This is a genomic window from Limosilactobacillus reuteri (assembly GCF_020785355.1).
GTDB lineage: Bacteria > Bacillota > Bacilli > Lactobacillales > Lactobacillaceae > Limosilactobacillus > Limosilactobacillus reuteri_I.
The window spans coordinates 45,244-60,097 of the sequence record NZ_JAJGVH010000032.1; the positions used below are offsets into that span (position 1 = coordinate 45,244).

General features: G+C 40.2%; 13 protein-coding genes. 1 reads left to right on the forward strand and 12 read right to left on the reverse strand.

Translation table 11 applies throughout. From position 1 onward, the window contains the following. Positions 1–570 carry a LemA family protein gene (locus tag LMB56_RS00915; protein ID WP_003667234.1) on the reverse strand — a complete coding sequence of 190 codons (570 nt, stop codon included), beginning with the start codon at positions 568–570 and terminating at the stop codon, positions 1–3. Positions 571–701: 131 nt separating this feature from the next. Here LMB56_RS00915 and LMB56_RS00920 point away from each other — a divergent pair, with 131 nt between their 5' ends. Further along, a complete protein-coding gene (locus LMB56_RS00920) occupies positions 702–1,166 on the forward strand; it encodes a low molecular weight protein-tyrosine-phosphatase (RefSeq protein ID WP_229283371.1) in 465 nt (154 codons plus the stop codon). A 37-nt stretch (positions 1,167–1,203) separates the two neighbouring features. On the opposite strand, the gene LMB56_RS00925 is transcribed toward LMB56_RS00920, so the two are convergent. The 11 genes from LMB56_RS00925 to LMB56_RS00975 all read right to left on the reverse strand — a co-directional run bounded on the left by LMB56_RS00925 (position 1,204) and on the right by LMB56_RS00975 (position 14,732). Further along, positions 1,204–1,860, reverse strand: coding sequence for a histidine phosphatase family protein (locus LMB56_RS00925; protein WP_229283370.1), 657 nt, complete (start codon positions 1,858–1,860; stop codon positions 1,204–1,206). Between the two features lie 19 nt (positions 1,861–1,879). Further along, complete coding sequence (gene fba, locus LMB56_RS00930; RefSeq protein ID WP_035160021.1) at positions 1,880–2,746, reverse strand: class II fructose-1,6-bisphosphate aldolase; 867 nt, start codon at positions 2,744–2,746, stop codon at positions 1,880–1,882. 11 nt (positions 2,747–2,757) lie between these two features. Next, positions 2,758–3,537 carry a triose-phosphate isomerase gene (gene tpiA / locus LMB56_RS00935; protein WP_229283369.1) on the reverse strand — a complete coding sequence of 260 codons (780 nt, stop codon included), beginning with the start codon at positions 3,535–3,537 and terminating at the stop codon, positions 2,758–2,760. A 12-nt stretch (positions 3,538–3,549) separates the two neighbouring features. Continuing rightward, complete coding sequence (locus LMB56_RS00940) at positions 3,550–5,337, reverse strand: right-handed parallel beta-helix repeat-containing protein (protein WP_229283368.1); 1,788 nt, start codon at positions 5,335–5,337, stop codon at positions 3,550–3,552. 15 nt (positions 5,338–5,352) lie between these two features. Further along, a complete protein-coding gene (ppsA, locus tag LMB56_RS00945; protein WP_229283367.1) occupies positions 5,353–7,734 on the reverse strand; it encodes a phosphoenolpyruvate synthase in 2,382 nt (793 codons plus the stop codon). A gap of 414 nt (positions 7,735–8,148) precedes the next feature. Then, positions 8,149–8,853 carry a class A sortase gene (locus tag LMB56_RS00950; protein WP_229283366.1) on the reverse strand — a complete coding sequence of 235 codons (705 nt, stop codon included), beginning with the start codon at positions 8,851–8,853 and terminating at the stop codon, positions 8,149–8,151. A 49-nt stretch (positions 8,854–8,902) separates the two neighbouring features. After that, positions 8,903–9,793 carry an alpha/beta hydrolase gene (locus LMB56_RS00955; protein WP_094504714.1) on the reverse strand — a complete coding sequence of 297 codons (891 nt, stop codon included), beginning with the start codon at positions 9,791–9,793 and terminating at the stop codon, positions 8,903–8,905. Continuing rightward, on the reverse strand, positions 9,777–11,093 hold the full coding sequence (locus tag LMB56_RS00960; protein WP_229283365.1) for a PTS transporter subunit EIIC: 1,317 nt from the start codon (positions 11,091–11,093) through the stop codon (positions 9,777–9,779). The genes LMB56_RS00955 and LMB56_RS00960 overlap by 17 nt, the downstream gene beginning before the upstream one ends. A gap of 150 nt (positions 11,094–11,243) precedes the next feature. Next, positions 11,244–11,489 carry a type B 50S ribosomal protein L31 gene (locus tag LMB56_RS00965; RefSeq protein WP_003665599.1) on the reverse strand — a complete coding sequence of 82 codons (246 nt, stop codon included), beginning with the start codon at positions 11,487–11,489 and terminating at the stop codon, positions 11,244–11,246. Positions 11,490–11,581: 92 nt separating this feature from the next. Then, entirely contained in the window at positions 11,582–12,859 is a 1,278-nt protein-coding gene (locus LMB56_RS00970; RefSeq protein ID WP_229283364.1) for a UDP-N-acetylglucosamine 1-carboxyvinyltransferase, read from the reverse strand. 268 nt (positions 12,860–13,127) lie between these two features. After that, a complete protein-coding gene (locus tag LMB56_RS00975) occupies positions 13,128–14,732 on the reverse strand; it encodes a CTP synthase (RefSeq protein ID WP_113896832.1) in 1,605 nt (534 codons plus the stop codon). Positions 14,733–14,854: the final 122 nt, after the last annotated feature.

Below are 14,854 nucleotides of genomic sequence, written 5' to 3' on the forward strand. Positions count from 1 at the left end.
TTAATCACCTAAATCATCAAATGAAACTTTTGGCACAGCCTTGGCTTCTTCTGGCACTTGTAAGTAATCCATTTGTTGGAAGTGATGAATTTTAGCCACAATATTGCTTGGGAAAGATTGAATCTTAGCATCTAAAGCAGCCACAGTACTGTTGTAAAGCTGCCGTGAGTAGGCAATCTTATTTTCAGTATTGGTTAATTCTTCCATTAATTTTTGGTATTCAGCACTTGCTTTTAAGTCTGGATAATTTTCAGCGACGGCAAATAATGTCCGTAAAGTTCCCGTTAATTCATTGGAAACTTCCATTTTTTTAGCATGATCGCTGTCTGGAATACTGTTTAATTCTGTCCGCAGCTTTGTTACCTTTTCCAAGGTCCCGGCTTCATACTTGCTATAGCCCTTAACTGTTGAAATTAAGTTAGGGATCAAGTCGTTACGTCGTTGTAATTGAACATCAATTTGACTCCATGATTCTTGTGCGTGTGTCCGCAATTGAATCAAACTGTTGTAAAGTCCTGCATAAATGGCAATCAGCAAGACAATGACAACAATTACAATAATAAGGGTCATTTTTGTTCCTCCTCTAAAAAAATATTTGTCCTTAATTTTACCAAAAACTTAAGGATAGTGTTAGGATTACCGAATATTTTAGCAAAATATTATCTTTTTCGGTATGATAGAAGTATAAATGAGGTGATTACATGAACGTTTTATTTGTCTGCTTAGGAAACATTTGTCGGTCACCAATGGCCGAGGCAATGTTTAAGCAAATGGTTGATGATGCAGGATTAAATGGCAAAATCAATGTTGATTCTGCTGGAACAAGCAACGAAGAAGAAGGAAATGGTCCCCATCCAGGTGCCGCAAAGACAATGCACGCACACGGGCTATCAACAGACGACTTAATCTCACGCCCAATTACACGACAAGACTTCGATTGGGCTGATTTCATCATCTGCATGGATAATATGAACAAGTACAACTTGCAACGCATTGCACCAGCACAAGATCGTGATAAAGTCCATTTAGCATATGAAGTAATTCCCGGTAAAGAGGATCAAGAAATTCCCGATCCTTGGTATACCCACCGCTTTGAAGATACTTACAATAGCCTAAACGAGACATTACCATTATGGCTGGATAAGATTACTAAAGAATTATCATAATAACAAAAGAGGTTTGGAAAAAATTCCTTGCCTCTTTTTATAGTTTAAATTGATTGTATCCGGTAATTTCAACGTCTCTAGCTGTTAGCTGGACCTTCATCAGCGCGCCGTTATGTAAGTTTTCATACTTATATCCAGATTCGCCATACATCCCCGCAATATATTGGATGATCGATCCATGAGCTACTACGACCACATTACTTCCGTCAGGTAAGCTTTGTAAAAAGGCAATTGCCTGCTCTATACGAGTATTTAACTCATTACTATCTTCTGCAAGGTGGGCTGGATCGGCGGCTTTCAGCAGGTCATGCGCTTTTTCAACGCCAAATTCATCAACTAATTCACCGATACGCCTAAATCGCTTGCCTTCAAGATAGCTTGCCCAGATGGCCCCTTCCTCATTACTATGGCCTTCAAAAGACCCATAAAATACCTCGCGGAAGAATTCCTTTTGAATTGGTTCTTTCATTTTCGCAGTTGGGTGATCCGCAATTAAAAGCCGTGCCGTATCAACCGCTCGTTTTAAATCACTGGAGAAAAGGTAATCGATCCTTAAGTCCGCTAAAACTTGACCGATCTTTTTAGCATTCATCTTGCCCTTTTCTGTAAGCGGGGTATCTGACCATCCTTGCAAGCGGGCAAACCGATTAAAGTAGGTCTCACCATGCCGGACAAAGTAAACTGTGATTGCCATTCCATAACCTCCATTATAATTAGGCAACTGCTGGCGTGCCTAACCATTCAATCATATCTTTCATTTTAGCAGTTATTGCATCTGTTCCGGGAAGTAATAATTTCCGTGGATCATATCCTTTTTGTTCTTTATTGAGGTCTAATTCATTTTCAATATACTTCCGGGTTGCATCTTGGAACGCTAACTGGAATTCAGTATTGATATTCACCTTTGCAATCCCCATTGAAATTGCTTTTTGAACCTGTTCTCTAGGAATCCCTGAACCACCATGAAGCACGAGCGGAATATCAATCGCATTCGCAATTTCTTGAAGGCGGTCAAAGTCTAACCCTGGCCAGTTAGCAGGATAAATGCCGTGAATATTACCAATCCCACAAGCAAGACGGTCAACCCCCATCGCTGCAAACGCCATTGCATCTTCAACGTCAGCAAGTTCCCCACTGCTAGTATCCTGGTTTTCTCCTACTTTACCGATTTCAGCTTCAACCGCAATGCCGCGTGAATGCGCTAATTGGACAATCTCTTTGGTTTTGGCGTAATTTTCTTCAATTGGTAACTTATGTCCGTCAAACATGACTGACGAATATCCTAAGTTAATGCATTCAATCGCTGCATCATAGTCACCATGGTCAAGATTCAGGATAACTGGAACTTTAATTTCCATTGCGTCCATCTGGTCTTCAACCATATCTTTAACAAATTTATAACCACCCATATACTTGGCGGCTCCCATTGAAACTTGGATCAGTACTGGGGTGTTAGTCTCTGCTGCCGCCCGCAAGATTGCCCGGGTCCATTCAAGATTATTAATATTATATGCCCCAATTGCATATTGATTCTTCCGTGCGTCATCAAAAAGTTTGTTTCCGTTATCAAAGTAAGCCATCATTCTTCCTCCTAAATTACCTGTAACTTTTGCTTGCTCGCTAATTCGATATAATTGATCATTTGTAAAAAGCTTTCAATCTCGAGACTTGCACGACCGATTAGTGCCCCATCAACGTTTGGTTTACTCATAATTTGGCCAATGTTCTCGGGATTAACGCTGCCACCATAGAGTATTCGGACTTGCTCGCCAATTTCATTACCATACATTTCAACCAGGCTTTGACGAATTGCCTGACATCCCTCTTCCGCAATGTTTGGATTTGCTTGATGCGTGCTTCCAACGGCCCAACTTGGTTCATATGAAATAACAATCCGTGATAGTTTGTTAGCTGGTACCCCTTTAAGGACGCTTTTTAGTTGGCGAAATACATAATGAATTTGTCCGTTAACTTCTGTTTGAACCATCTCTTCATCCGTACAAATAATGGGAATAATGCCGGCATTGAGGGCTGCTAAAACTTTCTGATTGATTGAATCATTACTTTCGTTAAAAAGGCGCCGGCGCTCTAAATGGCCTAGCATCACGTATGTCACGCCCGCATCTGCTAAACTTCGCATGCTAATTTCTCCAGTATACGGTCCTTCTAACTCAGCAGATGCATTTTGAGCAATAATTTGTAAGTTGGAAGAGCCCGCCACTTTTTTCATGTTATAGAGCGAGACTGCTTGTGCCGCGATCCCAATTTCTTTATCTGCCGGGAGCTTTTCTTTAATTGCTTTAACAAATGCAACAGATTCATGAACGTTTTTATTCATTTTCCAGTTCGCAATAATAAACGGTTTGCGCATTTCTTTGCCTCCTTAAAACAGTAGTCTAAATAAGCGTCGACTATATTCTTCTTTTGCATCAAAAGGTCCAGCGGTTACACTAATTCCTTCACGATGGTTCCCTAAGAAATCTGTATCAAAATCACGGGCGGTCTCGGGAGTAGCACCAACTGCGATCACCCGACTGGTATCTTCGTTCAAGTAGTCGCAAATATTACTATCAAGAAATACTCCATCTTCATTTGAATCGATGCCAACCTTAACGTCTTCTTGCTCATCATTCATAAAAATATTTCCTGCTTTATTAGCTGGAATATAGCTTCGGTGTCCACTGGCTAGGCCAACATAAGCAGCATTATCATCGCTAATATGATTATCGACTGGTTGTTCACTTGCCTGTTCGTGGGCAAATGCAATTAATTTTGCCATTTCACTCCGGAGGTTCTTCCGGATAAAGACATTGTTATAGAAACAGGAAGAATCGTAAGGAGCACTTTCTGGCGCATTTTGTTGGTAAAGGCGGTGGTAGTAAGGGTCATTTTCAGCAACATTCGTATTGCTTAACCATTCCACACTGCCATTAATTAGGTTATGAACGAGAAGAACGCCCTTAGATTCGAGCTTAAGCGCACAATCTGATAATAAGAAATTGTTATCAATCAAGGTCACACCCATCGAATCCTTAATTTCAATATCTTCACCAAGGGCCGCTACTAAGTCCTCCCGATTTTCGTTTGTGACTTCAAATGAATCTGGCAGTGAATTGTTGTAGAACACATTCCGTGAAATTTGGGTATCTTCAACCTTGCCACCAAGCCAAATTCCGCGCGTGCAATCATGAATGCAATTGCGTAAAATTTTAGCCCCAATCGCTGGCGAAAGGTTGATCGCACTAACATCATCACTGACAAGGTTTTGCCGGACGTTAATGTTGTAAATACTGTTGTGTTCAATAATCGGTGATGGGTTGCCTTCAACACCGATAATTCCGGTCTGTCCGCAATCATGAATCGTATTGTTCTTAATCCGATGTGGATAAACCTTATCATCATCAATGGTTGGAACAATATTTCGACCAAGGGAGATCCCGGAACACTTAGCGTGAGAAATGTCACACTTGGCAATCTTCCATCCCTGACCACGATTAGTACCAATAATCCCCTTATTATATTGCGAAGATGCCCACCGACAAGCAGCCTTCGTCATTGTAAAGCCAGATAGGATAAGGTGATTGAGCCCTGCTTTTTCTGGATAGAAACATGTCTCCCGGAAAGTCAGTTCAACATGTTCATCATTAGGATTTTGCGCTTGAAAGTTCGCATAGATTACGGTTGAATCTTCTGCTGGCAACTGTTCGGTATACCAGGTATAACAGGTAAATTTCCGGTCACGTGAAAGTTTATTTTCGCTTGGTGTTTCAACTTTTGCTAACTGATCAACCTCATACATTGCTTTATTATTCAGGAAGATTTCACCAGCATGATTAAAGGTTTGATCAACTAAAACGTTGTATGGATTATAGTCACCAAATTCGGCATTAGGGAGTTTTAATTGCCATACCGGACCAGCAACATGCTGCCAGCCAGTAACACGGTCAGCACCCGTAATGATTGCCCGATTTTGCTCAGCAGACGCATAAATAATCGGCTTATCACTAGTACCGGAATATTGCGGATGAACTTCTTCATGATATTCACCCGGCATCACTTGGACATAATCCCCTGGTTGAGCGATATCTGCCGCTTGCTGGATGTACTTAAACGGAAACTCTTGTGAACCATTACCATTTTCAGAAGCATTAATATCAACAAAAATTTGCATTTTATTCAATCCTTTCTACCATGCATAACTTTCCATAGCTTGTCGTCCCTTGCCAGTCGCGTTATCCAGGATTATGCGCTGTTCAATCCTTGCCACGTTCTGTTTTGTTTCTTTAACCATATCTGGATTAACTGAAATATAATCAATCCCTTGTTGAATTAAGAAAGATGCTAATTCAGGATATTCAGATGGTGCTTGCCCACATATTGAAACCGTCTTGTTATCTTTGTGAGCAGCCTTAATAAGGTGGCTAATCGCACGTTTTACCGCAAGATTACGCTCATCAAAGAGGTGAGCCACTGTATCATTATTCCGATCACAACCTAAAATAAGCATTGCTAAATCATTGGACCCAATCGAATAACCATCAACATATTTATTAAACTGATCCGCCAAGATGATATTACTTGGGATCTCAGCCATCATGTATACCTTAAAATCAGGTCCGCGGTGTAACCCGGAAGCTGCCATTAATTTTGTAACTTTATCAGCTTCGGCAACGGTGCGGACAAACGGGATCATTACATTGAGGTTCTTTAACCGGAATTCTTGACGCACCTTTTTTACCGCCGCAAGCTCTAGCTTAAAAGCTTCGATATATTTGGGATCATAGTACCGAGAAGCGCCGCGCCATCCCAATAAGTCGGCAGGTTCATGCGGCTCATATTTATCACCACCCGTTAAGTTACGGTATTCTCCCGACTTAAAATCAGAAAAACGTAAAACCATCGGCCGCGGAGCAATCGCCCGGGCTACTTTAGCAATCCCATCTGCTAACATATCAACAACTTTTTCAGGATGACCAGTTTCAATTAAGTAGAGAGGATGGTCATGAATATAAGTCGTCCAAAGAAATTCTTCTCGCATTAAGCCAATGCCATCAACAGGAAGTTCGGCATATTTTTCTGCTAGTTCTGGATCGCCTAAATTCATCATGACCCTGGTTGCAGTCGGCGCGTAATATTCTGCATAGTGACATTCCGTTGTCTTCTTTTCCCCGTTAAATTGTTCTGCAAGATCACCTTGATAAACGACCCCATTTTTAGCATCAACGGTTACTTGTGCGCCATCTTGCAGCATTTCAGTAACTGCTTGCCCACAGCTCTTGGTGCCAACGATACATGGGATCTGCATTTCACGAGAAACAATTGCGGCATGGCAGGTCATTCCACCATTATCGGTGATGATTGCTGCTGCTTTTTTCATTGCCGGTACCCAGTCAGGCGAAGTCATCAACGTTACTAATATTTCTCCTTCTTCAAATTCATCAATATCTTTAGGATCCGCAATTATGTGCACCTTTCCTGTTGAAACGCCTGGACTTGCTGGTAAGCCTTTGACCAAGATTTTTTTAGTTTTGTTCATTGAGACAGTGGACTCCTTTGTTGCTTGCTTATTATTTTTGTTTGACCAAACCGTTTCTGGACGAGCTTGTACTAGCCACAACCGATCTGTTCGTGCGTCTAGCGCAAATTCCATGTCCATGTAACAACCATAGTGCTTTTCAATTTCCTTTGCGTATCCCGCTAATTCATGAATCTGGTCTTCAGTTAGCGCTGGCCGGATTGCCCGGTCTGCTGGCACCGGTTCTTCATGTACTCCGCCACCAGGGGTTTGACACAATTCAATTGCCTTCGAAACTACCGAACGTTCTACTACTTGAAGGTTATTTTTATTAATCACAAAATGATCCGGTGTTACTTTTCCTAAAACAATGTATTCACCTAATCCCCAAATCGTATCAATAACAATTTGAGCGTCATTTCCGTTCGCCACGTTAACTGAAAACATAACCCCAGAAGCTTTTGAGAAAACCATCATCTGAACGGCCGCCGATAAAGCCACTTTTTCATGAGGGAAATGTTGCTTATGCCGGTAATAGGTTGCCCGATCGGTAAACAGGGAAGCATAACATTCTTGAACCTTTGCTAATACCATTTCAGCACCACGCACGTTCAAATACGATTCTTGCTGCCCCGCAAAAGAAGCATTTGGTAAATCTTCAGCGGTAGCACTTGACCTAATTGCTACAAATGGTTCAGTTTCACCCATTTTTTCTGATAAGGCTGCATAAGCTTTTTTGATTGTCATAGCGATCTCACTTGGCATCGGTGCTTCGACAATCATCTGCCGAATATGTGAGCAAACCCGATGAAGTTCATCAGCATTTTCATAGTCATTAATTTCAGCTAATAATTTATTAATTTGGTCGTTTAATCCCGTTTCTGCCATAAATTGACGATAAGCGTGAGTTGTCGTCGCAAAGCCATATGGAACTGGAATTTTCATTGCAGAAGTCATTTCACCTAATGAAGAGGACTTCCCACCAACGAGATTAACGTCAGAGCGATGCAATTCATCAAACCATAAAACATTCTTTTGTTCGCGTTTCTCCATTACTGCATCTCCTTAAATTCAATGTATCTCTTTCTTATGCGGTTCCTGAAAAAGAGTCAAGAAATTTATTCACGGCAAAAAAATGAGCAAACGGTGGCATTCTTGTCCGTTCGCTCATCTGTTTACTTAAAATTTATTTTAATTTGGCTATTTTTTACTGTCATTGTGTTTTTCTTGATTTGGAATGGATTACAAATATCGCTAAAAATTTGCAAAATAAAAAAAGAGACTGGAAGAAAAATTTTTTCTCTCAGCCTCAATGGTTTTCACGAACAATAGTAAGATAACGTGGAACTAGCTTCGCGTCGTCACAAGGCTTGAGGCTAAGTACGAACGATAATTAGCTCGTGCCGTGCTAATCACCGCTTTAGCTTAGCCCACCGCCTTGTCGAGGAGATTATTTCCCACTTCCCTTTAACGACCTGTCGTATATTTTTCGCTAAAATTCTTTTGCACATTTTGTGGTGCTTTCGTAAATGGTTCTGATTTAACAAATTTACCGCGAATCATCAACCGATTGGCCCCGGTAGCATCACAGGTGATCAAAGTAATAATCTTTTCCGGCGTATTGTCTACCACATCAACCCGGGTCGCCGCAATAAATTCACGTTGATAAATCTTATATTCATAAACGCGATCCATATTGGTAATATAGATCATCTGACCCACCTTAGCATGATAGTACAATGGGGAAAAGAGAATTTTACTCCCATGGGCCATATTATGACCAGCTAACGCATAGTTACCTTCCCCCATCTTCATGTCCGGACGAAGGGTTCCTGCTGCTAACGCAAGGGTTGTATTATCAACCCCATTAGCAATTGGAATCGTCATATTAATAGCGGGAACCGTAATTGCTCCAATGGTATTAATCGATTGCTTATTTGCACGAGCCTTGGCAGCCGTTTGCAAGTTAAGATCTTTGACACTTTGAAAATCATAGGTCGCTTTTTTCTTTTGGTTGCTTTGTACTGTCTGACGGGTAATCTCAGGTTTATAACTCCCTACTAAGTAAGACTTAATCTGTTGGTTAAAAATTAAGACAACTGAAATCAATAACAGTACAACAACCGCTGTCCACCGTAACCATTCAAATGATCGCTTTTTATCTTTTTTCACGATATTGAACTCCTTACTTTTTATTATGAACTTAGTATAACCTGCTTAATTAATTTTGAGTAGCCCCCTGCTTATTTTGCGAATTAGGATTACCGTTGTCATTTGGATCAAGCAAATACTCTTCAATTAACCGTACAATCTGCTTATTTTGCGGCAAGCTAGAGTGCTGAGCATCTTTTCCCGTGACCGTCATACTCGTATAATGGGCAACTTGTTTTTGGTAAATATACTTACCAGCATCGACGCTTCCTTCTGGGACGAGGCCATCCGATGTATAAGTTTCTGTCCCCGCGACCGAATAAACTAATAGGTTTTTAGGAATCCGACTCCGATACTTTACAAAATCAGAAAACATTTGTGTCGGATGGCTAACAGAAGATTCCGCAAAGTTGTATGGCGTTCCCAATGTCATTAGCCTTTTAATTGTAATCGCATCTTTATATTCAGAGTAGTAGTGTTCCAACCAATAAGTCCATACCAGACCCCCATTGGAATGGCCAAACGCCTTAAAGTTATTAAAGTTATACTCTTCCGTCAATCGTTCAAAAGCCTGATTAACCATTTGTGCTTGTTTCTTTATATTTTGATAACCATCATGATTATTCTCAAAGCCAATCACGATAATCGGCTCGTTATCGCCACGATTTATCCATCCTTGCGAAACGATTTTACCGCTGTTCATCACTTCTAATCGCAACACACTATGTTTTTTAGGGCTATCTTCGTTAAGTTTACGAATAAGCGGATTAAAGCGGTTTTGTGTTGCTGAGCTTCCTGGAACCATAATTATCGGCGACATTCTAGAATTATGTTGGGCAGCTAAATATTTATTTGTATCTTTCATCCAAAAATATGCTGGGATTGCCATTAGGACTAAGATCAATATTAGGCCAATCAATACTAAACGAGTGTGGAGAATTGATTTAGTCATTTTTTTCATGACTGATCACGTCCTGTTCTGCTAATGTTAAGCGATTTTCAACAACTAAAGCCATTTTTACAAAGGGGATATAAGCAGCGATATCGATTAAAAGCAATACCAAAGTAAAAATCAAAATTCCCCAATTACCATTTGTTCCCAAAAAACTAATAAGCGGTCCTGGTGTACCCTGCAAAACCGGGTAAGGCGTTGAAGGTATTAAGTGAATCGTAATCGCTAAACTGGCAAGGAGAATGTTTACAATCGGTAAGAAGACAAATGGGATCAGAAATAACGGATTAAATACAACCGGTAAGCCAATCATTGTCGCATAATTAAAATTAAATAATGTTGGCAAGGCCGTCCACCGTGCAACACGATGCATATAGGAGCCATTAGAAGTTAACAGAATGGCAACTATCAAGGCAAGGATCAATCCATCGCCCCCAAAGTTAGCAAATGAATTATAAAGAGAACTGCCTAAAAACTCATACGGCACATTCCATGGAGTCCCATGAGCAAGCGCATAGTTCAAGTTAGCAGTAAATGAATCTCCAGAGGTTAACGCCATCGAAGTGTATGGAACACCTAATCCTAACCAATCAAATATTGTTAGCCCCATTGTAGCTAATAACGTCAGCCATAATTGCCGATGTTCTTGGGCAGTCGTAACTAACGTGGAGTAACTTGTTGACCAAGCATGATAGATTGTGTTGGAATTTAAGAAAAGAGCAACCGTCACTCCAAAAATCAGACTAATTGTCATTGGCAGCATTGAACTAAATGATCGTTCCTGTAATAACGGCAACGCATTGGTATTATCACCATCTTTGGGCGGGGTTAACCACCGGTAAAGCTGGCCGATTCCGTAACCAAGAATTAAAACGATTAACAAACTATTGCCACTGAGGAGCCGTTGATAAAAGCTAAGGGAAAATTGCGGGGATGACTTGCCATAACGATAAGACATTAGTAAAAGGGTCAAAATAGCGGTTATTCCGGCAAATTTACCGTCTCGCCGATACCTTTTCGCCGTAAATTTTGCTGCCATATAAACAGTATAAATTCCTAGAATCCCTAAGGTTAATTGACTAATGCTAGTTAACATAAATTGAATAATCCGCAACACGTTCTGTGGTATTACATCAAGAAAAGCAATATTATAAATAAATCCATCTGGTTTAAAAACAGTTTTCAAAATCATCTTTGCCATCGTTCCAATAAAAACAATGGGAAAAATCATAATTAATGTCTGCCGGGTTATCCTAACAAAAGAATAACGATGCAGGGCAATTATTCGATTAATAATTTTTTCATGCATAGGTAGCCCCCACTTTCTCAATTATCAATATTATACGCAGAGAAAGATCAATACTTAAAGACGCAAAATAATGATTTATTGGCCTTAATTCAAAAAAAGCCGGGAAAAACTTTCGCTTTTCCCGGCTTTTTTGAATAATAAGAAGTTCGATTACTTGAGACCGTACTTCTTGTTGAACTTGTCGACAGCACCGTCGGCTTGAGTAAACTTTTGCTTACCAGTGTAGAATGGGTGTGAATCTGAAGTAACTTCAACCCGAATTAATGGGTATTCGTTACCGTCTTCCCACTTAACAGTTTCACTTGAAGTGGCTGTTGAGCCAGAGAGAAACTTGTAACCAGTAGATGAATCTTCAAAAACTACTGGATGATAATCTGGATGAATTCCTTGTTTCATAATTTATTACGCTCCTTTTGCCATGAATCATTGCCTGAAACATAGATAATCAACTTTAACAGGATACCACGATTTAAAGAAGTACGCAACTTCTAACCGATTTTTACTGAAGAATCGTCCTCAATAGAAACGTTGGCGTGAAGGCGATTAAGCTTCCAGACAATCCGATCGTAACCCCGTAAAATATTTCCGGCATTATTAATTACAGTCTGTCCATCTGCCATTAAACCAGCAATTGTTAAAGCTGCTCCGGCACGAATCTCACCTGCCGAGACCTCTGCGCCATGAAGCTCTTCTGTATGTTTAACGACGATCATCCCATCATGCGCTTCAATCTTCATCCCCATTTTTTGTAATTGGGAAATGTGTTTTACACGCTTTGGATAAATAGTATCAACAATCGTACTATCACCATCAGCAAGCGACATCAACGGAGTAAGCGGTTGTTGTAAGTCGGTAGCAAAGCCAGGGAATGGCATCGTCTTAACCGTAACTGGATGTAAATTGCTGGATTTTGGCACATAAATCTTATCGCTATCAATTTGTAGGTCAACACCCATTTCAATCATTTTACTTGTAAATGATTCTAAGTGTTCAGGAATAACATTATGGATCATAACGCCATCACCAAGCGCTGCGGCCAATGATAGATATGTTCCTGCTTCAATCCGATCAGCAATAATTGTATGAGTATTCATTGACTGAAGGGTCTTTACTCCAGTGATACGGATCGTATCGGTTCCAGTTCCACGAATTTTGGCGCCCATATTATTTAAAAATGTTGCCAAGTCGATAATTTCTGGCTCACGAGCTGCATTTTCAATAATCGTTGTTCCTTCAGCGCGAACAGCTGCTAAGATAGCATTAATCGTTGCACCAACTGATACCATATCTAAAAAGATCCGAGACCCGTGTAAGCCATTCGGCGCATCTAAATGAACAGTACCTTTTTCTTCGCTAACGGTTGCTCCAAGTGCTTTAAATGCTTTTAAGTGTTGGTCAATTGGGCGGGGGCCGATATTATCGCCTCCCGGAAATGTTAATGTCGCGCGATGGAAACGACCTAATAATGCACCCATAAAGTAATAGGAAGCCCGAAGACTTTTAATTGCCTTGCTTGGAAGTTCAGCTTCTACGATTTGTGTTGGATCAATATCTAAAACTCCGTGACTAAACTCGGACTTTACATTCATTGACTCCAAAATAATCATCAGATTGTGAACATCCAAGATATCTGGAACCGTGTCAAACTCTACAGGGGTATCCGCAAGAATAGCAGCTGGGATTAATGCCACTGTACTATTTTTGGCACCACCGATCGTGACTTCGCCAGAAAGACGGTTTCCTCCTTGAATGATCATTTTCTTCATTTCTGCGTTTCCTCACTTAAAAATTTTAGTCTGTTTTTCATTTAAGCTAAGTTAATGATTATTTCAGTTACAAAACAGTCAACTGTAATGATAATGAAATATCAAGAGAATTACAACCTTTTATAAACAATCTTAAAAAAAATCGTAAGGTCAGGCCAAAAATTAGCATATTTAACTTAAAATTTAACAATTCTATTAAACAAAAAACAAGAGAAGTGACATTCTTGCCCCCATCTCTTGCATTAAATATATTATACACTTTAAATTTTTATTTGTCCTCAGCAGCTGCTTTCACAAATGCAGCAAATAATCCTTCTGGGTGGTTAGGACGTGACTTAAATTCTGGGTGGTATTGAGCAGCCACAAAGAATTTCTTATCAGGAATTTCGACTACTTCAACTAAATTCCGATCGGGGTTCACTCCAGAAATAACCAAGCCATGATTTTCCATTTCTTGACGGTAGTCGTTATTAAATTCATAACGGTGACGGTGCCGTTCACTGATCATTGATTGGTTACCATAAGCCGCTGCAGCAACCGTTCCTGGCTTAAGCTTACATGGATATGCACCAAGCCGTTGTGTTCCTCCCATATCTTCAATGTCCGCTTGATCTGCCATCAAGTCAATAATATTGTGTTTAGTGTTTGTATCAAATTCAGTTGAGTTTGCATCAGTGTAGCCCAATACATCGCGTGCAAATTCAATACATGCTGTTTGCATCCCTAAGCAAATACCGAGGTAAGGAACATCATTTTCCCGAGCATACTTAATTGCAGTGATCATTCCTTCTACTCCCCGATTTCCAAAACCACCAGGAACAAGAATCCCATCGTAGTCTTTCAATGTCTCTTCAACATTTTCTGGGGTAATGTTTTCAGCATTAAAGTGGTCAATCTTTACCTTAGCATTTACAGGATAACCAGCATGACGTAATGATTCATTAACTGAAATATAAGCATCCTGTAAGTCAGTATACTTACCAACCATCGCAATCTTAACGGTCTTAGTTAAGTCGTGTTCGATATGATTTACCATTTCTGTCCATTCTGTCATGTCAGCTTCTGGTACATCTAAACCAAAGTGGTCGACAACCAATTGATCCATGCCTTGCTTTTGTAAGTTTAACGGAATTTCATAAAGAGTATGAACATCCATTGATTCAACAACGGCTTTAGGATCAACATCACAGAATAAGGCGATCTTCTTCCGCATATCATCAGTAATTGGTTGCTCTGTCCGAACTACCAAAATGTTAGGTTGGATTCCTAAACCACGTAATTCGCGAACACTGTGTTGAGTTGGCTTAGTCTTCATTTCACCAGCAGCGCGAAGATATGGTACTAAGGTAGTGTGGATGTACAATACATTGTCACTGCCCACTTCTTCTTTCATTTGGCGAATAGCTTCCATGAATGGTTGTGATTCAATATCCCCAACTGTACCACCAATTTCGGTAATTACAACTTCAGCATCGGTACTTTCACCAGCACGCTTAATCTTGTCCTTAATGGCATTAGTGATGTGCGGAATAACTTGTACTGTTCCACCAAGGTAATCCCCACGGCGTTCCTTACGAAGAACTTCAGAGTAGATTTTACCCGTTGTAACATTTGAATATTTATTGAGATCATTATCGATAAAACGTTCATAGTGACCAAGGTCCAAATCAGTTTCCGTTCCGTCATCAGTCACAAAAACTTCACCGTGTTGGTATGGACTCATCGTACCGGGGTCAACATTGATGTAGGGATCAAACTTTTGAATTGCAATCTTTAGGCCCCGATTTTTTAATAATCGTCCTAAAGAGGCAGCAACGATTCCCTTTCCTAATGATGATACAACTCCACCGGTTACAAAAATGTATTTCGTCATTGTCGTCTACTCCTTTTTTATATTTGCGGGTGTGATAATAGAAAAAACTCCCTATTTCAAATAAAACACTGAAACAGGGAGCTTATTTATCTACGAACTTATTGGCCTGTCTTTACAGGCGC

Coding starts and splice junctions, on each gene's coding strand:
- LMB56_RS00925 (WP_229283370.1), bottom strand. CDS start 1,860: ATGGCAATCACAGTTTACTTTGTCCGGCATGGTGAGACCTACTTTAAT.
- LMB56_RS00975 (WP_113896832.1), bottom strand. CDS start 14,732: ATGACGAAATACATTTTTGTAACCGGTGGAGTTGTATCATCATTAGGA.
- LMB56_RS00940 (WP_229283368.1), bottom strand. CDS start 5,337: ATGCAAATTTTTGTTGATATTAATGCTTCTGAAAATGGTAATGGTTCA.
- LMB56_RS00965 (WP_003665599.1), bottom strand. CDS start 11,489: ATGAAACAAGGAATTCATCCAGATTATCATCCAGTAGTTTTTGAAGAT.
- LMB56_RS00955 (WP_094504714.1), bottom strand. CDS start 9,793: ATGAAAAAAATGACTAAATCAATTCTCCACACTCGTTTAGTATTGATT.
- ppsA (WP_229283367.1), bottom strand. CDS start 7,734: ATGGAGAAACGCGAACAAAAGAATGTTTTATGGTTTGATGAATTGCAT.
- LMB56_RS00915 (WP_003667234.1), bottom strand. CDS start 570: ATGACCCTTATTATTGTAATTGTTGTCATTGTCTTGCTGATTGCCATT.
- fba (WP_035160021.1), bottom strand. CDS start 2,746: ATGGCTTACTTTGATAACGGAAACAAACTTTTTGATGACGCACGGAAG.
- LMB56_RS00920 (WP_229283371.1), top strand. CDS start 702: ATGAACGTTTTATTTGTCTGCTTAGGAAACATTTGTCGGTCACCAATG.
- tpiA (WP_229283369.1), bottom strand. CDS start 3,537: ATGCGCAAACCGTTTATTATTGCGAACTGGAAAATGAATAAAAACGTT.
- LMB56_RS00970 (WP_229283364.1), bottom strand. CDS start 12,859: ATGAAGAAAATGATCATTCAAGGAGGAAACCGTCTTTCTGGCGAAGTC.
- LMB56_RS00960 (WP_229283365.1), bottom strand. CDS start 11,093: ATGCATGAAAAAATTATTAATCGAATAATTGCCCTGCATCGTTATTCT.